Below are 21,625 nucleotides of genomic sequence, written 5' to 3'. Positions count from 1 at the left end.
CCGGGCCCCGGCGCGGACGCACCCCGGGCGGGGCCCGGTGACAGACTGGGCGCCATGTCGCAGACCCCGCAGCCACCCGCCGACCTCGACCTGGCCGCCCTGGAGTCCCTCGCCCTCGACGTGGCCCGCACCTGCGCGCGGCTGATCGTCGACGAGCGCCCTCGCGACCTCGGCGTCGCGGCCACCAAGTCGAGCCGCACCGACGTCGTCACGGTCATGGACCAGCGCTCCGAGGCGCTGGCGCGCGAGCTGCTCGGCCGAGCCCGCCCCGACGACGGGTTCCACGGCGAGGAGAGCGGGCGGGTGACCGCCACGTCCGGCATCACCTGGGTCGTGGACCCGATCGACGGGACGGTCAACTACCTCTACGACATACCGGCGTATGCCGTCTCCGTCGCCGCAGTGGTGGGAGACCCGTCGGTGCCGGGCGCGTGGGCACCGGTCGCCACCGCGGTGGTCGACGCGGCCCGGGGCGACGCCTATGTCGCCCGGCGTGGGGGAGGCGCCCGGCTCCTGCGCAGCGACCCTCGCGACCCAGGGTCGGGTCCGCAGGAGCAGACCCTCGTCTGCGTGGAGTCGGACGACCTGGGCGCGGCGCTGTGCGGCACGGGGTTCGGTTATGACGCCGACGTGCGCGCCGATCAGGGCCGGGTCGTGGCCGAGGTGCTGCCACGGGTCCGCGACATCCGCCGGGGCGGCAGCGCTGCGCTGGACCTGTGCTGGGTGGCGGAGGGGCGCCTCGACGTCTACTACGAGCGTGGCCTGCACGAGTGGGACCTTGCCGGCGCCTGGCTCGTCGTCACCGAGGCCGGCGGCGTGGTGCGGGGGCTGCACGACACCGCCCCGGCCGACCCCGTCACGGTCGCCGGGCCGGCCGGTCTGGTGGGTGCGCTGGTGCCCCTGCTGGAGGGCCTCGTCGAGCCGTCCTGAGTCTCGATCCGGGCGCCTGCCCGAGCTGATCGCGACCCGAGGTGCAGCCGATCTCGATTTGCGGCACAATGCGCCGCGAGACCGGGCACAAAACCGACCAGCGATGCGTTGGACCCGGCGCACCGTCGGGGGAGGTCCCCGGCGAGAGCTGCATGGAGAGGCCCCACATGGCAACTGACTACGACGCACCGCGCAAGACCGACGACGACCTCTCCGAGGACTCCATCGAGGAGCTCAAGGCACGTCGGGGCGACACCGCCTCGTCGAGCGTCGACGTCGACGAGACCGAGCAGGCCGAGGGCTTCGAGCTGCCCGGCGCAGACCTGTCCGGCGAGGAGCTCTCCGTCCGGGTGCTCCCGCGCCAGGCCGACGAGTTCACCTGCAGCCGCTGCTTCCTCGTGCACCACCGCAGCCAGCTCGCCAAGGAGGTCGGCGGCCAGCCGGTCTGCCGTGAGTGCGCCTGACCAGATCGAGGTGCTCCTGCTCCGGCTCGACCCGGAGCTGGAGCCCCCGGCATACGCGCACCACGACGACGCCGGTGCCGACCTGCGCGCCCGCGAGGACCTCGTCCTCGCCCCGGGGGAGCGCTCCCTGGTCCCGACCGGGATCGCCGTCGCGATCCCCGAGGGGTATGCCGGCTTCGTCCACCCCAGGTCGGGGCTGGCGGCACGGCACGGCGTGACGATCGTCAACGCCCCTGGCACGGTCGACGCGGGCTACCGGGGCGAGATCCTGGTCAACCTGCTCAACACCGACCGTGAGCGCGAGGTGCGGATCAGCCGCGGCGACCGCATCGCCCAGCTGGTCCTCCAACGCGTGTCCCACGCGAGCTTCCGGACAGTAGACTCGCTGCCGGAGTCCGTCCGCGGAGTCACCGGGCACGGGGCCAGCGGACGCGCCTGACGACCACTGCACCCGACCACCGAAGGACACCGATCCCGTGGCTCTCTTCCGCCGAGGCAAGGCCGGCAAGGCCGACGTCGACAGCACCCCCGCCGACCCGACGTCGGAGGCGACCGCGGACGACGCGGCCACTGAGGACGGTCCCTACGACCGCGCCCAGGTCACCGAGCTCGGCGAGAGGCTGGACCTCGGGTCCCTGTGGGTCCCCGGCATCACCGGCATGGAGCTGCGGCTCGAGCTCGACCAGCAGACCGGCGAGGTCGTGGCCGTGAGCTGCCACCTGGGGGGATCGGCCCTGCAGCTGCAGGCCTTCGCGGCACCGCGGACCCTCGGCATCTGGGACGACATCCGCGACGAGATCGCCGCCGGCATCGAGGGCCAGGGCGGGGCGGCCGAGACGCGCGACGGCAGGTTCGGCACCGAGCTGGCCGTGCAGATGCCCACCGGCCCCGGCACCTTCGCCCCGGCCCGCTTCCTCGGCGTCGACGGATCGCGCTGGTTCCTGCGGGGCTTCCTCTCGGGCCCGGCCGCCGAGGACGACCAGCAGGCCGCCGATCTGCTGCACGTCTTCGCCAACGTCGTCGTCGTGCGCGGCGAGCACGCGATGGCGCCGCGCGAGCTGCTGCCCCTGGCCCTGCCCGAGGGAGCCCAGCCGGGCTTCGACGAGGTCGGTCAGGGCGGTGTCGACGCCGGCGTCGGCCCCGGGGACGGCGACCCTGCCGCGGACCGGGGCGACCGGCCCGCGCGCGGCACCGACGACCTCCAGCCCTTCGAGCGCGGGCCCGAGATCACCGAGATCCGTTGATGGCCACCCGCGCCGACCGCCGAGGGGGTTTCCTGCGCCGGGCGCTGCACCGGATGGTCCAGCCGGCCGAGGAGATCGAGGACGACGAGCTGCGCTCGGACTCCGACAGGCTCGGCGTGACCTGCATCGCCGAGCTCGTCGACCGCGAGGTCGCGACGGTCTCCGGGGCGGTCCGCTCCACGACCCTGAGCCCCGAGGGCACGGTCCCTGCCCTCAAGGCCGAGATCTATGACGGCACCCAGCGGCTCCAGCTCATCTGGCTCGGCAGGCGCCGCATCGCGGGCATCCGCCCCGGCACCTACCTCACGGCCCAGGGCCGCGTCTGCCGGGTCGACGGCGTCCCCACCATCTACAACCCGCGCTACGAGCTGCTGCCCGGGCGCGGCACGCCGACCGCCGGGGGGCACTGACCGTGGCCGGCGACGTCGAGACCGTCGAGCACCTGATCCGCACCCGGCTGGCCACCGCCGTCGGAGGCCTGCGCGGGTCGTTCGAGGCTGCGCTGCCCACCATCGCCTTCGTCGTGGTGTGGCTCGTCACGAGCGACGTGCGCACCGCGGTGATCGCCTCGCTCGTTCCCGTGGCGATCCTGCTCCTGCTGCGTCTCGCCCAGCGCCAGACGCCGCAGTACGTCCTGTCCAGCCTGGTCGCGACCGCCCTGGCGGCCTTCTTCGCCCTGCGGTCGGGGCGGGCCGAGGATGCCTTCCTGCCCGGTATGGCGGTCAGCGCCGCGTATCTCGCCGGCACCCTCCTGTCGATCCTCGGGCGCGTCCCGGCCGTCGGCTTCCTGGTGGCCATCGGTGACCCCGGCTACCGAGAGGACCCGCTCGGGTGGCGCCGCAACGCCCCCCTCGTGCGGGTGAGCGCGCGCCTGACCTGGGTGCTCGTCGGGTTGTTCGCGCTACGCCTGATCGTCATGGTCCCGCTCTACCTCGCCGGGCAGGTGGCCGCGCTCGGCATCGCCAAGATCGCGCTGGGGTGGCCGGCCTATCTCGCCGCCATCGCGGTGATGGGCCTGATCCTGGTCAGGGGCGCGACGCCGGTGGAGCGCCACGAGCTGGAGCACGAGGCCGACCGCCAGCTCTGACGGTCAGGAGCGACCGCGGTTCGTCGACCCCGCGCTGCGAGCGCGATGCGTGACCGGACGTGCTCGCGGGCCGGCGTTGTCGGCGCGGTGCGAGGCGGCGGCGGTCGTCATACGGCCAGAAAAGGGCTCGGAGGCCACCCAGGCTCAAGACCCGCCCCCGGTAGGTCCATCAGCCTGGGGAACGAAGGCCGGTCGATGTGACGGCCGGGGGTAGGTGTGTCGGCGAGGCGGGGCGGGAGTGCGAACCCGGGCGGATGTGCCTACCTCAGGCGGGCGCATCGACCTGGCGTGCGAAGCCGGGCGGATGTGACGACCTGAGGTAGGTCAGTCGTCGTCGTCCTCGGCGTGGTCCACCTCGGTGCGCGGCTTGCGGTGCCCGGGGGAGAGCAGGTCCTCGAGGTGGTCCTCGACCTCCTGCACGGTCAGGAACAGCAGCTCGTCGCCGGCCTCCACCGAGTCGTCCCGCGTGGGCGCGATCGGCAGGCCGTCGCGGATGATCCCCACCAGCGCCGTGTCGCGGGGGAGGTCCACGTCACCGACGCGGCTCCCGGCATACGGGCTGTCCGAGGGGAGGGTGATCTCCACCATCGTGGCCCCGCCCTTCTGGAAGGTGAAGATCTGGACCAGGTCGCCGATGCTCACGGCCTCCTCGACCAGCGCCGTCATGAGTCGCGGGGTGGAGACGGCCACGTCCACGCCCCAGGACTCGTCGAACATCCACTCGTTGCGGGGGTTGTTGACGCGGGCGACGGTGCGGGGCACGCCGAACTCGGTCTTGGCGAGCAGGGACACGACGAGGTTGGCCTTGTCGTCGCCGGTGGCCGCGACCACGACGTCGCAGTCGGCGAGCCCCGCCTCGGTCAGCGAGGTGATCTCGCAGGCGTCGGCCAGCAGCCAGGAGGCCTCAGGGACGCGGCTGGCCTGCACGTCGTCGGCGTCCTTGTCGACGAGCAGGACCTGGTGACCGTTGTGGAGCAGCTCGCGGGCGATGGAGCGACCCACGGACCCGGCTCCGGCGATGACGACGCGCATGGGACTGGCTGACCTCACTCCGTGGGCGGCGCGGCGGCGAGCGCGCGCTCGATGGCTGGGATGTCCTCGGTGGTCGACAGGACCCGGACGATGTCGCCCTCCTGCAGCACGGTGTCCGGGCCGGGGAGCATCCCGACGCCGAGGCGGCTGAGGTAGGCGACCCGGGCGCCCGTGGCGGTCTCGACGGTGGACAGGCGCAGCCCGACCCAGCTGCGGTCGATCGCGACCTCGCTGAGGGCGACCTGGCCGCTGGGGTCGATGAACTCGGGGACGGAGCCCTGGGGCATGAGTCGTCGGACCACGCGGTCGACGGTCCACTGCACGGTCGCGACCGTGGGGATGCCGAGGCGCTGGTAGATCTCGGCGCGCCGCGGGTCGTAGATGCGGGCGACGACGTGCTCGACGCCGAAGGTCTCGCGGGCCACGCGGGCGGCGAGGATGTTGGAGTTGTCGCCGTTGCTGACGGCGGCGAAGGCGTAGGCCGACTCGATGCCGGCCTCCTTGAGCGTGTCGCGGTCGAAGCCGATGCCCTTGACCCGGCGACCCTCGAACCCGCGCCCCAGCCGACGGAACGCCGCGGCGTTCTGGTCCACGACGGCCACGTCGTGGCCGCGCTCCTCCAGGCTCAGCGCCAGGGTCGATCCGACTCGGCCGCAGCCCATGATCACGAAGTGCACGTGAGAACGCTACACCGGGCGCGCCCACCGTCCGGGGCCGCGCCACCGTCACCGCCCGGCGGGCCTACAGTTGTCGTCGTGTCAGATCTAGGTCGTGCGCTCAAGCGCGTCGTCGTCGGCCCCGCCATGAGGTCGGACAAGCTGGGCGAGACGCTCCTGCCGAAGAAGCTGGCCCTCCCCATCTTCGCCAGCGACGCTCTGTCGTCCGTGGCCTACGCCCCCGACGAGATCTTCCTGACCCTGGCCCTGGCGGGCGGGGCGTTCGCGACCACCCACTCCTGGCAGATCGGGCTCGGCGTCGTCTTCGTGATGGTCGTCGTGGTCATGTCCTACCGGCAGAACGTCCACGCCTATCCCAGCGGCGGCGGCGACTACGAGGTCGCCAACGAGAACCTCGGGCCCTGGGCCGGCCTGGGCGTCGCGAGCGCGCTGCTCGTGGACTACGTCCTCACGGTGGCCGTCTCGATCTCGTCCGGCGTCCAGAACGCCACCGCCGCCATACCCGGTCTGGACGGGCACGAGATGCCGGTCGCGGTGGCCCTCATCGTCCTGCTGACCGCGATGAACCTGCGGGGGGTCCGCGAGTCCGGCAAGGCCTTCGCCATCCCGGTCTACGCCTTCATGCTCGCCATCATCGGGATGGCGGTGTGGGGCATGGTGCGCTCGGCGAGCGGGTCGCTGCCCCAGGCCGAGAGCGCCAGGTTCGAGCTGCTGCCGGAGCACGGTTACGAGGGGCTGACCGGCGTGGCGCTGGTGTTCCTGCTGCTGCGTGCGTTCAGCTCGGGCTGCGCGGCGCTCACGGGCGTCGAGGCGATCTCCAACGGCGTCCCGGCGTTCGAGAAGCCCAAGTCCCGCAACGCGGCGACCACCCTGCTGCTCATGGGCACCCTGTCCGTGACCATGCTCATGTCGATCGTCTACCTCGCGATCCAGACCGGGGTCAAGTATGCCGAGAACCCCCAGGAGCAGCTGCTCCTGAACGGCCAGAACGTCGGCCCGGACTACGTCCAGCACACGATCATCGGGCAGCTCGCCCTGGCGGTGTTCGACAACTTCCCGCTCGGCGTCGTGCTCGTGTCGACCGTCACCGGCCTCATCCTCATCTTGGCCGCCAACACGGCCTTCAACGGCTTCCCGGTCCTCGGGTCGATCCTCGCCAAGGACGGCTACCTGCCGCGCCAGCTGCACAACCGCGGCGACCGTCTCGCCTACTCCAACGGCATCATGATCCTCGCGGCCGCCGCGATCGTCCTGGTGGTGATCTTCAACGCGGAGGTCACCAAGCTCATCCAGCTCTACATCGTCGGGGTGTTCGTGTCGTTCACCCTGAGCCAGATCGGCATGATCCGGCACTGGAACCGCCTGCTGCGCGGCGACACCGACGCCAAGCAGCGGCGGCAGTACCGCACGAGCCGCGTCGTCAACTACGTCGGTGCCTTCATGTCCGGGTCGGTGCTGCTCGTCGTCCTCGTCACCAAGTTCGCCGCCGGTGCCAAGTACGCCATCCTCGCCATGGTCGTGCTGTTCGTGATGATGAAGGCCATCCGCCGTCACTACTCGCACGTCAGCCGTGAGCTGGCCGTCCCCGAGGACGACACGCTCGAGGGTCGTCTGCCGTCACGCGTCCACGCCGTCGTCCTGGTCTCGAAGGTGCACAAGCCGACCCTGCGCGCCCTGGCCTACGCCCGCGCCTCGCGCCCCTCGACCCTCGAGGCGATCACCGTGGCCGTCGACCCCGAGGAGGGCGAGCGCCTCCAGGAGGAGTGGCTGCGTCGCGGGATCCCCGTCCCCCTCAAGGTCCTCGACTCGCCCTACCGCGAGATCACCCGCCCGGTCCTCGGCTACATCGCGTCGATCCGGCGCACCTCGCCCCGCGACCTGGTGATGGTCTTCGTCCCGGAGTACGTCCTGGGCCGGTGGTGGGAGTCGATCCTGCACAACCAGAGCGCGTTCCGCATCAAGAGCCGGCTGCTGTTCATGCCCGGCGTGATGATGACCAGCGTCCCCTTCCAGCTCCGCTCGTCCGACGACCTGCGCGACGAGATCGACGCGGCGACCGCCGCCCAGGACCGCGGCCGCGGCCTGGTCCACGCCGAGGAAGGCCCCACCCCGTGAGCGGACCCCACCGCACCCCCAAGAGCTCGTCCGGCCGCCCTGGAGCGTCCTCCGGCAGGAGGCACGGCACGAGGGCCGGCAAGGACGCGGGTCGCGGGCAGCGGACCTCGCCCGCGCGCGAGCGTCGCGTCAAGGGGGAGTCGCTGGTCGGCACCGAGGCCGAGCTCGAGGTCGGCAACGTCGGGCACGGCGGGTTCTGCGTCGGGCGCCTCGACGGCCGCGTCGTCTTCGTCCGGCACTCGCTGCCGGGCGAGCGGGTGCGCGTCCGCATCACCGAGGGCGGCACGGGCGACCGGTTCCTGCGGGCGGACGCGGTCGAGGTCCTCGAGCCCTCGCCGCACCGGGTGACCCCGCCCTGCCCGTATGCCGGTCCCGGCCGCTGCGGGGGCTGCGACTGGCAGCACGCCTCGCTGGAGCACCAGCGCGAGCTCAAGGCCGCGGTGGTGCACGAGCAGCTGGACCGTCTCGCCGGGCTCGACGTCGAGGGCATCGTCGTCGAGCCCCTCGACGGCACCGGACCCAACGACGGGCTCGACTGGCGCACGCGCGTCGAGTTCGCCGTCACCGAGGACGGCCACGCGGGCCTGCGCCGGCACCGCTCGCACGAGGTCGAGGTCATCGACGACTGCCTCATCGCCACCCGCCCCGTGATCGCCAGCGGCGTGCTGACCACCTCCTGGGAGGGGTGCACCGGCGTCGACGTCGTCGACGCCTCGGGACTCGAGGAGGCCGTGCTCGTCCCGCTGCACGCCGACGGCATGGCCGGCGCCGACCCCACGGTCCTGGAGCTGGTCGCGTTCGAGGACTGGGAGCACGGCTTCGAGGTGGCGGCGCGCGGCTTCTGGCAGGTCCACCCGGGCGCCGCCACGACCTTCCTGTCCGAGGTGGTCGAGATGCTCGACCCCGTCGAGGGGGAGCACGCGCTCGACCTCTACTGCGGCGTGGGGCTGTTCGCCGCCGGGCTCGGCGACGCCGTGGGGGAGTCCGGGCACGTGCTGGCCATCGAGGCCGACGCCAAGGCCGTGGACCATGCCCTCGACAACCTCGCCGAGCACGCCAACGTCGAGGTGCGGCAGGGCCGCGTCGACGCGGTGCTGGGGCAGGCGGCGCGCGGCGGCATAGGAGCCGACCTGGTCGTCCTCGACCCGCCACGCTCCGGAGCCGGTCGGAGGGTGATGGAGCAGATCGCCCAGCTCGGGCCGCGGGCCGTGGCGTACGTCGCGTGCGACCCGTCCGCGCTGGCGCGCGACCTGGCCATCGCCGAGGAGCTCGGCTACCGGCTCACCGACCTGCGGGCCTTCGACGCGTTCCCGATGACCAGCCACGTCGAGTGCATCGCGCTGCTCGAGCCGGCCGGCGACGAGGAGCTGGAGGACGACGAGGACGACGAGGTGCTCGACAGCGACGCGCGAGCCGAGGCCGACGGCGACGGGACGAGCAGGAGCGTCCTCTGACCGGCGCCCAGGACCACCCTGCCCTCGCCCCGACGGCGCTGGTGGGGGACAATCGGCGGGAGCACCATCCCGCGTACGACAGGTGTCTTGACGTCAAGACATCACCGTGAGATCGTTGTCTCGACGTCGAGACAACGACCCTTCGTGGAAGGAACAGGCGTGAGCCAAGAGAGTGTGAACAGCTTCGGAGCCAAGGACACCCTGGAGGTCGGTGACGCGTCCTACGAGATCTTCCGGCTCGACAAGGTCGAGGGCAGCCAGACCCTCCCGTACTCCCTGAAGGTCCTGCTGGAGAACCTCCTGCGCACCGAGGACGGGGCCAACATCACCGCCGACCACATCCGGGCGCTGGGCGGCTGGGACGAGAAGGCCGACCCCGACACCGAGATCCAGTTCACGCCCGCGCGCGTGATCATGCAGGACTTCACCGGTGTGCCGTGCGTCGTCGACCTCGCCACGATGCGCGAGGCCGTCGCCGACCTGGGTGGCGACCCCACCCGCATCAACCCGCTGGCCCCCGCCGAGCTCGTCATCGACCACTCGGTGCAGATCGACTCCGCGGGCAACCCCAAGTCCTTCCAGATCAACCAGGACTTCGAGTACCAGCGCAACAACGAGCGCTACCAGTTCCTGCGCTGGGGCCAGACGGCCTTCGACGACTTCGTGGTCGTCCCCCCGGGCACCGGCATCGTCCACCAGGTCAACATCGAGCGCCTCGCCCGCGTCACCATGTCGCGGGGCGGCCAGGCCTACCCCGACACCTGCGTCGGCACCGACTCGCACACGACCATGGTCAACGGTCTCGGCGTCCTCGGCTGGGGCGTCGGCGGCATCGAGGCCGAGGCGGCCATGCTCGGCCAGCCCGTGTCGATGCTCATCCCGCGCGTCGTCGGCTTCAAGCTCACCGGCTCCATGAACGCCGGCGTCACCGCCACCGACGTCGTCCTCACCATCACCGAGATCCTGCGCAAGCACGGGGTCGTCGGCAAGTTCGTCGAGTTCTACGGCGAGGGCGTCGGCGAGCTCCCGCTGGCCAACCGCGCCACCATCGGCAACATGAGCCCCGAGTTCGGCTCCACCTGCGCGATCTTCCCGATCGACGACGTGACGCTGGACTACCTGCGCCTCACGGGGCGCGACGACGAGCAGGTCGCCCTCGTCGAGGCCTACGCCAAGCAGCAGGGCATGTGGCTCGACCCCAGCGCCGAGGCCCGCTACAGCGAGCTGGTGGAGCTGGACCTGAGCACCGTGGTGCCCTCGATCGCCGGGCCCAAGCGTCCCCAGGACCGCATCGTCCTCACCGACGCCAAGGCCGCGTTCCGCAAGGTCCTGCCGACCTATGTCAAGCACGAGGAGGGCAACGGGTCCTCGGGCGGGTCGTTCCCGGCCTCCGACGCCCCGTCCCAGACCAGCGACACCGAGAGCGGCGGCACCCAGCCGGCCAACGAGGGCAACGGGTCCTCGCGCCCCTCGCACAAGGTCTCGGTCACGACCGACAAGGGCACCTTCGACATCGACCACGGCCACGTCGCGATCGCCTCGATCACGTCCTGCACCAACACCTCCAACCCGTCGGTCATGATGGCCGCGGCCATGCTGGCCAAGAACGCCAACGAGCGCGGTCTCAAGGCCAAGCCGTGGGTCAAGACCTCCATGGCGCCGGGCTCGCAGGTCGTCACCGGCTACTACGACAAGGCCGGCATGTGGCCGCACCTCGAGGCGCTGGGCTACCACCTCGTCGGCTACGGCTGCGCCACCTGCATCGGCAACTCCGGGCCCCTCGACGACGAGATCAGCAAGGCCATCAACGACAACGACCTGTCGGTGTCGGCCGTGCTCTCGGGCAACCGCAACTTCGAGGGCCGGATCAGCCCGGACGTCAAGATGAACTACCTGGCGTCCCCGCCGCTGGTCATCGCCTACGCCCTGGCCGGGACGATGGACTTCGACTTCGAGGCCGAGGCGCTCGGTCAGGACACCGACGGCAAGGACGTCTACCTCAAGGACATCTGGCCCTCGCCGGAGGACGTCGAGCGCACGATCGCCGAGTCGATCAGCCGCGACCTGTTCGTCGACGACTACAAGGACGTCTTTGCCGGGGACGAGCGCTGGCAGGGCCTGGAGACGCCCGAGGGCAAGACCTTCGCGTGGGACCAGGACTCGACCTACGTCCGCAAGCCGAGCTACTTCGACGGCATGACCATGGAGCTCACGCCGGCCGAGGACATCTCGGGCGCGCGGGTGCTCGCCAAGCTGGGCGACTCGGTCACCACCGACCACATCAGCCCGGCCGGGTCGATCAAGGCCGACAGCCCTGCGGGCACGTACCTCGCCGAGCACGGCGTGGAGCGCAAGGACTTCAACTCCTACGGCTCGCGCCGCGGCAACCACGAGGTCATGGTGCGCGGCACCTTCGCCAACATCCGTCTCAAGAACCTCCTGCTGGACGGCGTCGAGGGCGGCTACACCCGCAACTTCCTCGACGGTGGCGAGCAGACGACGATCTACGAGGCGTCCGAGGCCTACCAGGAGGCCGGCGTCCCGCTGGTGATCCTCGGCGGCAAGGAGTACGGCTCGGGCTCGTCGCGCGACTGGGCGGCCAAGGGCACGCGCCTGCTGGGCGTCAAGGCGGTCATCACCGAGTCCTACGAGCGCATCCACCGCTCCAACCTGATCGGCATGGGCGTGCTGCCGCTGCAGTTCCCCGAGGGCGAGTCGGCCGACTCGCTGGGCCTGGACGGCACGGAGACCTTCGACATCACCGGGGTCACCGAGCTCAACGAGGGCAAGACCCCCAAGACCGTGCACGTCACGGCGTCCAAGGACGGCGGCGACACGGTCGAGTTCGACGCGGTCGTCCGGATCGACACCCCCGGCGAGCGTGAGTACTACCTCAACGACGGCATCCTGCAGTACGTCCTGCGGTCGCTCGTCACCGCCTGACGACCCAGCGTCGTCCGGCTGGTCGTGGCCCGGTTCCTCCTCGAGGGGGACCGGGCCACGGCCGTATGCCGTCCCGCGCCGTCACGCTGGGGTCGGCAGGCGAGCCGCAGCTGCCCGAGCCCGGTGCGGGTGGCGGCGACCGCGATCCGGTCGCCGGGGCCGAACGCCTCGTCCGGCTCGTGCCAGACCCACGCGCCGCCCTCGCGCCGCACGGCGAGCAGCCGCACGTCGCCGCCTGCGACAGCTGGGACGGCAGCACCCCCACCAGCCCGGCGTCCTCCTCGACCTGCAGCTCGGTGAGCAGGACCACCCGGCGCCCCACAGGGACGATCGTGGAGCGGGGACGCCCGAGGGCCGCCGCCACGAATGCCGGCGCGGTCAGCATGGACACCGACCGGGTCGCGCCGAGCTGCAGCCGACGCTCGACGCGGGTCGCGAGGTCGTCGTCGTAGAGCCGGGTCACGATACGCAGGTCCTCGCGGGCGGCCCTGGCCACCAGGGAGATCTCGAGGTTGACGGCGTCGTCGTCGGTCAGGGCCATGGCGGCGTCGCAGCGGTGGATGCCGGCCTCCTCGAGGGTGGAGGGGTCGCTCGCCTCGCCGATCACGACCGGCACCTTGAGGCGGCGGATCCGGTTGACGCCGTAGGCCTCCTCGTTGCGCTCGACCGCGACCACCGGGATCCCGCGCTCGCGCAGGCCCACGACCACGGCGGTGCCGATCCGGCCGAGCCCGCACACCACCACGTGGTGCCGGGGCCGCCCGCGGACGCTGCCCGTGAGGGTGGCGAGGCGCGAGCTGGTCAGGGCGTCGGTCATGACGGCCGTCAGGCCGGAGGCGAGCAGCAGGCCCATGACCTGGATGACGATCGCCGTGAACCGCACCGTCAGCTCGGCGTCGTCCGGGTCGCCGTAGCCCGTCCCCGTCGCCGTGGTGAACGCGAGGTAGAGCGAGGTGAGCCAGTCCTTGCCGGCGGTGCTGTGGAAGTAGGCCGTGCTCGCGAGGATGACGCCGAGCAGGAGCAGGAGCACGATCCGCTGGCGCCGGCCCAGCAGTTGTGCGGCGCCGCCCAGGATCCCGCCGGTGCGGACCTGCCGGCCGTGGTGGCGGTGCTGCGTGCCGATGACCACGGCCGTCGCGTCGTCCGGGCGCACGTCTGCGCTCGCGCCGTGGGCGTCCGGGAGCGGCCCGCGCACGGGGTCCCCGAGGTCGGCCAGCACCTGCCCGGCGACCGATGTGCTGGGACCCACCACCACGTCACGACCGCCGAGCCGCAGGGCCTGCACCTCGCCGTCGCCGATCGCGGCCCCGATGAAGGCCGGCGCCGCCAGCTGGGCGGGGGACAGGACGGTGCAGTCGCCGAGCAGCGGGGCGAGCCGCGAGCCGAACGCCGGGTTGACGACCTCGAGCACGATGGGGACGCGCCCGTCGGCATCCTCGACCGCCAGGGCCGTCCTCGTGGAGGCCACCTCGTCCCGGCCGAGGACGATGACGGCCCGCGCCCGGTGGACGCCGGCCTCGCGCAGGACCCGCTCGTCCGTGCGGGCCGCCTCGACGACCGTGACGTCCCGGGCCCGCAGCTCCGCCACGACCATCGGGTCGGCCGTGGGCGGGACCACGACCACGGCGGCCGTGCGCGAGCGGGCCAGCTCCTCGACCACGCGGACGGTCGTGGTCTCGACCCCGACGACGATGACGTGCTGCTCCATGGTCCGCATCGTAGGGGGCGCCACCGACAGACGGCCGGCCCCGCGAGCCGTCGCCGGGACGGTCCCTCGCTGGGAACGAGCCGGGCGTTTCGCCCATTCGGGTGCTGACGTGAGGGGCGGGTCCGGCATACGGTCACGCAACCCCCAACGAAAGGCTCTGCCATGTCCCGCAGGCTCGCTCTCCCCGGTGCCCTCGCGATCGCTGCCGCCGCGGCGATCACCGCCGGTCCCGCCGCCGTCGCCACCTCCACCGTCGCCACCTCCACCGTCGCCGCCCCCACCGCGGCGAGCACCGCCGTCCAGCCGTCCGCCGCCGTGCAGGACTGCCTCGAGCTGTTCTCGGCCGCCCGCAAGAAGGACACCTCCGCGGCCGAGGAGCCGGACGTCACCCGCGGCAGCGGCGCCAAGGCCTACGGCGTGCTCAAGAGCTTCCCGCAGCTGGCCCCCGGAAGCGTGACGGTCCCCGTCGTCTTCCACGTCACGTCGGACCACGTGCTGACCGCCGCCGAGCGGGCGCGCTACGAGCGGATGATCGCGGCGCAGATGGACGTCATGAACGCGTCCTACAGCGGGCAGACCGGCGGCGCCGACACACCCTTCCGCTGGCGCCTGGCGGGCATCGACCACACCGTGAACCCGGCGTGGTACACGGTCGTCCCGGGCAAGACCGAGAAGGCCATGAAGGCCGCCCTGCACACGGGCGACTCCCGGACCCTCAACGTCTACACCGGCGACATCGGGGGCGGCCTGCTGGGCTGGGCCTACTTCCCCAAGGACTACAACAACGGGCGCGACTACCTCGACGGCGTAGTGATGCTCGACGAGTCGATGCCGGGCGGCACCGCCGGCAAGTACGCGCTCGGCGACACCCTGGTCCACGAGGCCGGGCACTGGCTCTCGCTCTACCACACCTTCCAGGGCGGCTGCACGTGGTCCAACGACTTCGTCGCCGACACCCCTGCCGAGGCGCACCCGCAGTTCGACTGCCCCGTCGGCGCCGACTCCTGCGACGCTCCCGGTCTGGACCCGATCCACAACTTCATGGACTACACGCAGGACTCCTGCATGGACAGCTTCACCGCCGGTCAGGCCAAGCGCATGAGCGACGCCTGGCAGTACTTCCGCGACCCGGCCAACGCCTGATCACGCGTCCTGCCCCGCCGACGCGGCCGGCGGGGCCGTCGAGGCCGTTGAGGGTGCCTCAGCCCTTGACGGCCCCGCCGTTGGCGCCCCGGACGAGGTGCCGCTGGAAGACGAAGAACAGGACGGCGACCGGGATGGTCGTGATCAGGGCCGTCGCCATCTTGAGCGGGAACTGCGTCCCGGACCCCAGCCCACCCGCGGTCAGGTCCGCCAGACTGGTCACGAGCGTCTTGTGCTCGGGGCTGCCCGTGACCACCAGGAAGTGGCTGAACTCGTTCCATGAGCCCTGGAAGGACAGGATCGTCAACGTGGTCAGCGCGGGCCGCGCCATGGGCAGGATCACCGACCAGAACGTCCGGAAGACCGAGGCGCCGTCCAGGCGGGCGGCCTCCTCGATGGTGACCGGCACGCTGTCGAAGAACTGCTTCATGATGAAGACGCCCGCCGCGTCGACCAGCAGCGACAGGATCATCGCGGCGTAGGTGTCGTAGATGCCGAGGTACTTGACCATGAGGAACTTGGGGATGAGCAGGGCGACGCCGGGGACCGACATGACGGCCAGGACCAGGGCGAAGACCGCGCCGCGCCCGCGGAAGTGCAGCCGCGACAGGGCGTAGCCGGCGAGGGAGTCGAAGAACACCCGGCCGGCCGTCACGGCCACGGTCACGACCACCGAGTTGGTCAGCCACCGCAGGACGGGCAGCTGGCTGTCGCCGCTGCCGAGCACCGCGCCCCACGCCTGGGTCGAGAGGGGGTGGGGGAGCAGCGACAGGGGGTTGGCCGAGGCGTCCGGGTCGGTCTTGAGGGACGTGGCCACCTGGATGACGAAGGGGTAGAGGTAGACCACGGCCGCCGCCACCAGCACGGCATACGCCAGGGTGCGTCGCAGGCTCATCGTCCCACCTCGTCGCCCTCGGTCATGACCCGGCGCTGCACCCAGGTGAGCAGCACGATGATCACGAAGATGATGAAGGCCATCGCGGCCCCGGTCCCGAACCGGCCCTGCTTGAAGGACTGCTCGTAGGACAGGTAGGCCGGGGTGAGCAGGGTCTTGCCGGGGGAGCCGCCACCGGTCGCGTAGACCTGGTCGAAGACCTGCCAGGTGCCGATCAGGCCCAGCGTGACCACGAGGAAGAGCACGGACCGCAGCTGGGGGACCGTGACGTACCACAGCTTCTGCCAGCCCGTGGCGCCGTCGAGCGCGGCCGCCTCGTCGACGTCCTCGGGCAGGTCCTGCAGGGCGGCGAGGAACATCAGCATGAAGGTCCCGGTCGTGGTCCACACGGCCAGCAGGATCAGGACGAGCATCGCGACCGACGGGCTGCCGACCGAGGTCATGAAGTCGCGCCCGGTCAGGCCCTGGCCGGACAGCAGCGTCGCGTAGTTGTCCAGGCCGACCAACGGGGCGTTGGCCTGGACGAACGGGTCGCCGTTGCCGCTCCAGCGCGTGAAGGAGACGTAGAGCGCCATACCGATCGGCACGATCATGAAGGTGCCGAGGACCACGATCATCGGCAGGGTGAAGGCCCAACCCGCGGCGGTCTGCCCGGCGTGGATGCCGGGCCCGGACCGTCGCGAACGTCGCTCCGTCGTGGGGCTTGTCATGGCGTCCTCTCGCTGCCGACGGCCCGGTCAGCCCTTGATCGCTGCCTCAGCGTTGAGCTGCATCGTCGTGAGGATGGCCTTGGGGTCACCGGTCGCCAGGGACTCGATCTGGGGCGTTGGCGTCCGCGAGCACCGCGTCGAAGCCAGGCGTGGTGGGCATTCCCTTGCCGTACTACGCCCCGGCGACGAAGGCGGCGTCCGCCGGGGTGGCCGCCTTGTACTTGGCCATCGCGGAGGTGGTCGACGGCATGACCCCGAAGGCCTTGGCGGCGCTCAGCTGCTGGGCGTCCTCGCCGAGGAACTTCACGAGGTCCACCGCGGCGGCCTGGTTCTTGCTCTTGGCGGCGATGCCCCAGCAGTTGGTGAACATCAGGGTGCCCTTGCCCTTGGGGCCGGCGGGCAGCTCGACGACCTTGACCTTGAGGTCGGGGGCGTCCTTGGCGAGCGCGCCACGGATCCAGTTGCCCTCGATCGTCATGGCGGCCTTGCCCTTGACCAGGGCCTCGCCGCCCCAGCCCGCGTCGACCTGCTTGGAGAGCTTCATGGCACCGCTGCGCAGGAGCTTCTGCGCCTCGGTGAGGCCGGCGAGGTTCTCGGGGGAGTCGGCCGTCGCGGTCTTGCCGTCCTCGGACAGCACCCAGCCCCCGGCCTGGGTCATGAAGGCACCCACGCGCTGGAACTCGGGGGAGATCACCAGCCCCGTCTGGGATCCGGTGGTCAGGCGGGTGGCGACCCGCTCGAGGCCGGCCCAGTCCTTCGGGACGTCGGCGTTCGTGAGGCCGGCCTTGGTCCAGAGCTCCTCGTTGATCACGAGGGCAAGGGTGGAGAAGTCCTTGGGCGCGCACTGGAGCTTGCCGTCGATGGTGAAGGTCTGCCGCAGCGAGGGGACGTAGTCCAGGCCCGTCAGCTGGTCGCCGTAGGCGTACAGGTTGCCGGCCTTGGTGAAGGTGCCCACCTGGGCGGGCTCGAGGTAGAACAGGTCGGCGGGGGAGCCCCCGGCGAAGCCCTTGGCCAGCTCCTCGGGCAGCTTGGCGGTGCCGGTGACCTGCACGGAGCTGCCGGTCTTGGCCGCCCACGCCTCGGTGGCCTTGCGGACGGCCCCGAGCTCGACGTCGTTGGAGACGCCGACCAGCATCCGCAGGGAGGCCAGCCCGGACTGCGCCGCGGGTGCGCTGCTGCTCGGGGCGGCGTCGAACCCGCCTCCACCGCACGCACCGAGGGCGAGGGCGGTCGTGGCCGCGAGGCTGACGAGGACGACGGTGCGGGTGGGGAGAGTCATCGTTGGCTCCTGGTGGTCCGGGACGATCGGTGGGTGGCGCTTCGTGGGTGCTCGGGGTTGGATCGTTCAAATCTGTGGATCGACGGGTATGCCGCCCACCCGCCGCGGGGCGGGGTCGGGCTCGTGGTGAGGTCGCCCTCTCGTCAGGGCCGTCTCGTGCTGCCGGCCAGGCGCAGGGTCGGGGCCAGCAGGGCTCCCTGCGCCGGCTCGTCGCCGTCGGCGAGGAGGACGTCGATCTGGGTGAGCAGGTGCTCGACGATCTCGGCCAGCGGCTGCACGACGGTGGTCAGGTCGAACATGCCGGCCGTGCTGGTCCCGTCGAAGCCGACGAGGCCGATGTCCCGGCCGGGGACGAGGCCGGCGTCGACGACGGCCTGCCGGGCGCCGAGGGCGACCATGTCCGAGACGCAGACGATCGCGTCACCCGGTTGGAGCGACCCCAGCAGGTCGGCCGCGGCGGCCTGGGCCTGCGGGAGGTCCTGCTCGGTGCGAGCCACCAGCGACTCGTCGAGGACGCCGAGATCCGCCGCGGTGTCGCACCACCCGCTCAGGCGGTCGTCCCCGACGGCCGAGCCCTCGGGCCAGCCGAGGAAGGCCACCCGCCGGTAGCCCTGGTCGACGAGGTGACGCACCGCGGCGGTCGTGCCGGCGCGGCCGTCGACGTCGCCCCAGGCGGTGAACTCGGGGTCGTCCCAGACCCGCCCGAAGGTCGCGAAGGGGATGCCGTGCTCGTTGAGCCACTCGGGGCGCGGGTCGCCGTGGTGGGTGCCGTAGAGCACGAAGGCGTCGACCAGGTGGGCCCGCACCATGGACTCGTAGCCCGAGGTGGTGGGCGTGGGGGAGTCCGTCCCGAAGGTGACGACGTGGCAGCGGTGGCTGCGGGCGGCCAGGGAGAGCTGGGTGAGGAAGGGATAGGCCACCTCGGCGCTGGCGGCGTCGCCGCGGGCGTCGAGCTCGAGGCCGATCGCGCCCGCCCGCTGCTCGCGCAGGGACTTGGCGGCCGAGCTGGGGCGGTAGGAGAGACGGTCGATCTCGATCTGCACCCGCTGCAGCGTCTGGGGTGCGACGCGATCCGGCCGGTTGACGGCGTTGCTCACGGTCTGCCGTGACACGTTGGCCGCCCGGGCGACGTCGTTGATCGTCGCGCGGCGGTGCCCCATGCTGCTGCTCATCGTCACCATCGACTCCTTGGACAGGCTGTGCGATCGCTGCGAGGTATCATCACCTTTGAACGATCAGAATCATCGTCACCCCGGGCAATCAGCCTGTCAACAGCGGCGCTCGGGTCTCCACGAGAGGTCGTCCCGTGCCGGAGCAGAGCCGCTTGACACCAGACGCCAGCCGCCGGCAGCCATGGCTGCACGAGCTGGAGCTGGCAGTTCACGGTCATGCCACGGCGCTGTCCGCGCGCGACGGGACGATGACCGCGCCTGGCACGGGGGTCTTCGTCGACGACCGTCGTGTCGTCTCCCACCTCAGGGTGCTGGCCGACGACCACGCCGGCGACCTGGTGATGTCCTCGAGCGTCGGGCCCGAGACCCATGTCCTCACCTCTCTGCGCCACCTCGGCACCCCCGGCCCGGACCCCACGGTCGAGCTGCGGCGCGTCCGGGCGGTGCACGACGCGGGGATGACCGAGACCATCCGCCTGACCTCACGCGCGGCCGAGACCGTCCGCACCCGCCTGGTGGTGGAGATCGGCGGGGACGGGGCCTCCCTGGGCGCGGTCAAGTCCGGCGAGCCCGCGGGCCCGCTGCTGCCCACGATGACCGCGGGGGCCCGCACCCCCGACGTGGTCCTCACCTGGTCGGACGACCGGCACCTCACGCACGTCGTGACCGAGCCGCGACCCTCCGCCGTCGAGGCGGGGGAGCCGGACCGGCCCTCGCGCATCCGCTTCGACCTCGAGGTGCCCCCGGGCCAGACCAGGTCGGTGCGGGTGTCGGTGGTCACCCAGCGCCTCGCCGCCACGGCGTTCGACGCCGACCCCGGCGCGGACCTGGTGGACTGGTCCTCGGTGCTGGTCGAGGCCGCCGACACCCGCCTCGACGTCGTGGTCAGCAGCGCGCTCGAGGACCTGCGCCAGCTGACGATGCGGGACCCCGACGCCCCGGACGACGTCTTCGCGGGTGCCGGGTCCCCGTGGTACCTCACGTTGTTCGGTCGCGACTCGATCTGGGCCGCCCGGCTGTCCCTGCCCTTCGGGACCACCCTCGCGGGGGGCACCCTGCGCACCCTGGCCCGACGCCAGGGCCGCGTGGACGACCCCACGACCGCGGAGGAGCCCGGCAAGATCCTGCACGAGGTGCGCCGCGAGCGGTACGTCGACGACGTCACCGGCCTGGCCCTGCCGTCCACCTACTACGGCACGGTGGACGCCACGTCGCTGTGGGTGTGCCTGCTGCACGACGCGTGGCGCCACGGCCTCCCCGAGGACGAGGTGCGTGACCTGCTCCCGCCCCTGCGGGCGGCCCTCGGGTGGATCGCCCGACAGGTGCAGGACAGCCCCGACGGGCTGCTCCGCTACGTCGACCGCAGCGGGACGGGGCTGGCCAACCAGGGCTGGAAGGACAGCGGCGACTCGATGCGCCGCTCCGACGGCTCCATCGCCCCCGCGCCGATCGCCCTGCTCGAGGCGCAGACCTACGCGGTCGAGGCGGCTCGCGAGGCCCGAGCGCTGCTGGAGGCCCTGGACGCCGGCACGCCGCAGGAGCTCGCGGACCTGGACCGGCTGGCCGACGCGCTGGCGACCCGGGTCCGCGAGGCCTACTGGGTGCGCGGGCCGCGGGGTCCGCACCTGGCCATGGCCCTGGACGCAGACGGGCGCCCGGTGGACGGGATCGGGTCCAACATGGGCCACGCCCTCGGCTCGGGTGCCCTCACTGCGGACGAGGCCGCCCTCGTCGCCGACACCCTGACGGGGCCTGACCTGCTCGGCCCCTACGGCATCGCCACGCTCTCGCGCAGCAACCCCGCCTACAACCCCATCGGCTACCACACGGGCTCGGTGTGGGTCCACGACACGGCTATCGGGCTCCTCGGCCTGGTGGCCGAGGGCCGCACCGAGCGGGCCGGGGACGTGGCCCGCAGCCTGGTCGCCTCGTCGGTCGCCTTCGGCTACCGATGGCCCGAGCTGTATGCCGGGGACCCGGTCCTCGGTCGCCCGGCGCCGTACCCCGCGTCCTGCCGCCCGCAGGCCTGGTCCGCCGCGTCGGCCGCCGCCGTCGTGACCGCCGTCCTCGGCCTGCGCGTCGACGTGCCCGGGCGGCAGGTCGAGGTGCGGCCGCTGCCGTCGCTGCCCTTCGGCCCGCTCACCGTGCGGGGCCTGCGCTTCGGCCCGACGGCGTTCTCGGTCACGGTGGCGGCGGACGGGACGGCCACGGTGGAGGGCCTGCCCGACGACGTCACGGTGGCGACCGGCTGACGGCACAGGGCACAGGGCACAGGGAGCACGGCATCCGGCATACGGCATCCGTCACGATCGGCGGGGACGACCACGTCCCGACGTCCCGCCGCCGAGGGTCTGTCAGAGGCCCGCGGCACACTGGTCCCATGACCGCGCACGTCCCACCCGGCTGGCCCGGGGAGATCCCGCCGCCCGAGAGCCAGGGCTGGCGCGAGCACGCCGTCCCGTGGCTGCTCGACCAGTGCCCGGCCGACTTCCGCGGCTACGCGTCGTGGCGCCGGCACCCGCAGGCGCTCGCCTGGGTGGCGGTGCAGCACGTGGACGCCCAGCTCGCCGCGATGCGGCAGGCCTACCGCCAGGTGCGGGTGGCGCTGGGCGAGGAGCTGCCCCCCGAGGCGCTCCGCGACGTCATGGCCGACCTCGAGGCGGAGGGGGTGCGCCTGCGAGCCACGGCGCGCAGCGTCCACCTCGTGCACGAGGCCATGCAGGGGCGCCGGTTCGTGCCCCGGCTCTGAGCCCGCCCCGCCCGTCCGGGACC

General features: G+C 72.2%; 19 protein-coding genes. 12 read left to right on the top strand and 7 right to left on the bottom strand.

Annotation, left to right across the window (positions count from 1 at the left end; translation table 11 throughout):
• The first annotated feature begins 54 nt into the window (after positions 1-54).
• The 6 genes from B4K29_RS02670 to B4K29_RS02645 all read left to right on the top strand — a co-directional run bounded on the left by B4K29_RS02670 (position 55) and on the right by B4K29_RS02645 (position 3,725).
• Positions 55-930 carry an inositol monophosphatase family protein gene (locus B4K29_RS02670; protein ID WP_029210021.1) on the top strand — a complete coding sequence of 292 codons (876 nt, stop codon included), beginning with the start codon at positions 55-57 and terminating at the stop codon, positions 928-930.
• Between the two features lie 167 nt (positions 931-1,097).
• On the top strand, positions 1,098-1,394 hold the full coding sequence (locus tag B4K29_RS02665; RefSeq protein ID WP_029210022.1) for a DUF4193 domain-containing protein: 297 nt from the start codon (positions 1,098-1,100) through the stop codon (positions 1,392-1,394).
• Positions 1,381-1,833, top strand: coding sequence for a dUTP diphosphatase (gene dut / locus B4K29_RS02660; RefSeq protein ID WP_029210023.1), 453 nt, complete (start codon positions 1,381-1,383; stop codon positions 1,831-1,833). Before B4K29_RS02665 ends, dut begins: the two co-directional genes overlap by 14 nt.
• A 37-nt stretch (positions 1,834-1,870) precedes the next feature.
• Complete coding sequence (locus B4K29_RS02655) at positions 1,871-2,638, top strand: DUF3710 domain-containing protein (RefSeq protein ID WP_286958756.1); 768 nt, start codon at positions 1,871-1,873, stop codon at positions 2,636-2,638.
• Positions 2,638-3,048: an OB-fold nucleic acid binding domain-containing protein gene (locus tag B4K29_RS02650; protein WP_019284754.1), complete on the top strand. Its 411-nt coding sequence runs from the start codon at positions 2,638-2,640 to the stop codon at positions 3,046-3,048. The genes B4K29_RS02655 and B4K29_RS02650 overlap by 1 nt, the downstream gene beginning before the upstream one ends.
• A 2-nt stretch (positions 3,049-3,050) precedes the next feature.
• The gene (locus B4K29_RS02645; protein WP_019284755.1) at positions 3,051-3,725 is read left to right on the top strand and encodes a DUF3159 domain-containing protein; all 675 of its coding nucleotides are present in this window, start codon (positions 3,051-3,053) and stop codon (positions 3,723-3,725) included.
• Positions 3,726-4,049: 324 nt separating this feature from the next.
• Here the strand turns inward: B4K29_RS02645 and B4K29_RS02640 are convergent, their stop codons facing one another.
• Together B4K29_RS02640 and B4K29_RS02635 are read right to left on the bottom strand one after the other, a co-directional pair.
• Complete coding sequence (locus tag B4K29_RS02640) at positions 4,050-4,757, bottom strand: potassium channel family protein (RefSeq protein WP_019284756.1); 708 nt, start codon at positions 4,755-4,757, stop codon at positions 4,050-4,052.
• Between the two features lie 14 nt (positions 4,758-4,771).
• The gene (locus B4K29_RS02635) at positions 4,772-5,434 is read right to left on the bottom strand and encodes a potassium channel family protein (protein WP_029210025.1); all 663 of its coding nucleotides are present in this window, start codon (positions 5,432-5,434) and stop codon (positions 4,772-4,774) included.
• Between the two features lie 78 nt (positions 5,435-5,512).
• Here B4K29_RS02635 and B4K29_RS02630 point away from each other — a divergent pair, with 78 nt between their 5' ends.
• From B4K29_RS02630 to acnA, 3 genes are all read left to right on the top strand, one after another.
• The gene (locus tag B4K29_RS02630; protein WP_286958754.1) at positions 5,513-7,549 is read left to right on the top strand and encodes an APC family permease; all 2,037 of its coding nucleotides are present in this window, start codon (positions 5,513-5,515) and stop codon (positions 7,547-7,549) included.
• Positions 7,546-9,003 (top strand): class I SAM-dependent RNA methyltransferase, encoded by a 1,458-nt coding sequence (locus B4K29_RS02625; protein WP_286958753.1) that lies wholly within the window; start codon positions 7,546-7,548, stop codon positions 9,001-9,003. Before B4K29_RS02630 ends, B4K29_RS02625 begins: the two co-directional genes overlap by 4 nt.
• A 174-nt stretch (positions 9,004-9,177) precedes the next feature.
• Positions 9,178-11,946 (top strand): aconitate hydratase AcnA, encoded by a 2,769-nt coding sequence (gene acnA / locus B4K29_RS02620; protein WP_029210028.1) that lies wholly within the window; start codon positions 9,178-9,180, stop codon positions 11,944-11,946.
• On the opposite strand, the gene B4K29_RS02615 is transcribed toward acnA, so the two are convergent.
• Positions 11,936-13,654 (bottom strand): NAD-binding protein, encoded by a 1,719-nt coding sequence (locus B4K29_RS02615; RefSeq protein ID WP_286956023.1) that lies wholly within the window; start codon positions 13,652-13,654, stop codon positions 11,936-11,938. The genes acnA and B4K29_RS02615 overlap by 11 nt on opposite strands.
• Before the next feature lie 162 nt (positions 13,655-13,816).
• Between B4K29_RS02615 and B4K29_RS02610 the strand changes: the two genes are divergently transcribed.
• On the top strand, positions 13,817-14,797 hold the full coding sequence (locus B4K29_RS02610; protein WP_286956020.1) for a zinc metalloprotease: 981 nt from the start codon (positions 13,817-13,819) through the stop codon (positions 14,795-14,797).
• A gap of 58 nt (positions 14,798-14,855) precedes the next feature.
• On the opposite strand, the gene B4K29_RS02605 is transcribed toward B4K29_RS02610, so the two are convergent.
• From B4K29_RS02605 to B4K29_RS02590, 4 genes are all read right to left on the bottom strand, one after another.
• Entirely contained in the window at positions 14,856-15,692 is an 837-nt protein-coding gene (locus B4K29_RS02605) for a carbohydrate ABC transporter permease (RefSeq protein ID WP_286966325.1), read from the bottom strand.
• Positions 15,689-16,402 (bottom strand): carbohydrate ABC transporter permease, encoded by a 714-nt coding sequence (locus tag B4K29_RS02600; RefSeq protein ID WP_286966324.1) that lies wholly within the window; start codon positions 16,400-16,402, stop codon positions 15,689-15,691. The genes B4K29_RS02605 and B4K29_RS02600 overlap by 4 nt, the downstream gene beginning before the upstream one ends.
• Positions 16,403-16,574: 172 nt before the next feature.
• Positions 16,575-17,681 (bottom strand): extracellular solute-binding protein, encoded by a 1,107-nt coding sequence (locus B4K29_RS02595; protein WP_313534806.1) that lies wholly within the window; start codon positions 17,679-17,681, stop codon positions 16,575-16,577.
• A 143-nt stretch (positions 17,682-17,824) separates the two neighbouring features.
• A complete protein-coding gene (locus B4K29_RS02590; RefSeq protein WP_286956015.1) occupies positions 17,825-18,853 on the bottom strand; it encodes a LacI family DNA-binding transcriptional regulator in 1,029 nt (342 codons plus the stop codon).
• A 152-nt stretch (positions 18,854-19,005) separates the two neighbouring features.
• Between B4K29_RS02590 and B4K29_RS02585 the strand changes: the two genes are divergently transcribed.
• Both B4K29_RS02585 and B4K29_RS02580 read left to right on the top strand, forming a co-directional pair.
• Positions 19,006-21,105, top strand: coding sequence for a glycogen debranching N-terminal domain-containing protein (locus B4K29_RS02585; protein WP_286966323.1), 2,100 nt, complete (start codon positions 19,006-19,008; stop codon positions 21,103-21,105).
• Positions 21,106-21,233: 128 nt separating this feature from the next.
• Complete coding sequence (locus B4K29_RS02580) at positions 21,234-21,602, top strand: hypothetical protein (RefSeq protein ID WP_029210035.1); 369 nt, start codon at positions 21,234-21,236, stop codon at positions 21,600-21,602.
• Positions 21,603-21,625 lie beyond the last annotated feature (23 nt).

Source organism: Arsenicicoccus sp. UBA6765 (assembly GCF_002453335.1).
Lineage (GTDB): Bacteria > Actinomycetota > Actinomycetes > Actinomycetales > Dermatophilaceae > Arsenicicoccus > Arsenicicoccus bolidensis.
The sequence above is the reverse complement of the archived record's forward strand: the minus strand, read 5'-3'. Positions and strand labels throughout refer to the sequence as shown.